1 rRNA gene is annotated in these 302 nt (G+C 29.1%); it reads left to right on the top strand.

The features are described from left to right. Positions 1-216: 216 nt before the first annotated feature. Positions 217-302, top strand: a 5S ribosomal RNA gene (gene rrf, locus KGF36_RS19990); the annotation flags it as partial.

Raw genomic sequence — 302 nt, 5'->3', positions numbered from 1 at the left:
CGAGGACTTGACCAATATTTATTTGATGTTCATTAATTAAAATATATATGCAGTTTTTAGAGTGTTAACTCTATGTATTTAAATTTGTCAATAATTAGAGATTTTTATGAGTTTTGTGAGCTATAAATCGAATGAAAAAAGTATTGACATAATAAGACAAAGATGTTATTATAATACTTGTCTTAGAAAAAAGATAAATGAAAATTTAGACAATAATCTGGTTATAATAGCAGAGAGGATACACCTGTTCCCATTCCGAACACAGAAGTTAAGCTCTCTAGCGCTGATGGTACTTGGTGGGA

Origin of the sequence: Clostridioides sp. ZZV14-6009 (genome assembly GCF_020658095.1) — a bacterium.
GTDB lineage: Bacteria > Bacillota > Clostridia > Peptostreptococcales > Peptostreptococcaceae > Clostridioides.
The sequence above is the reverse complement of the archived record's forward strand: the minus strand, read 5'-3'. Positions and strand labels throughout refer to the sequence as shown.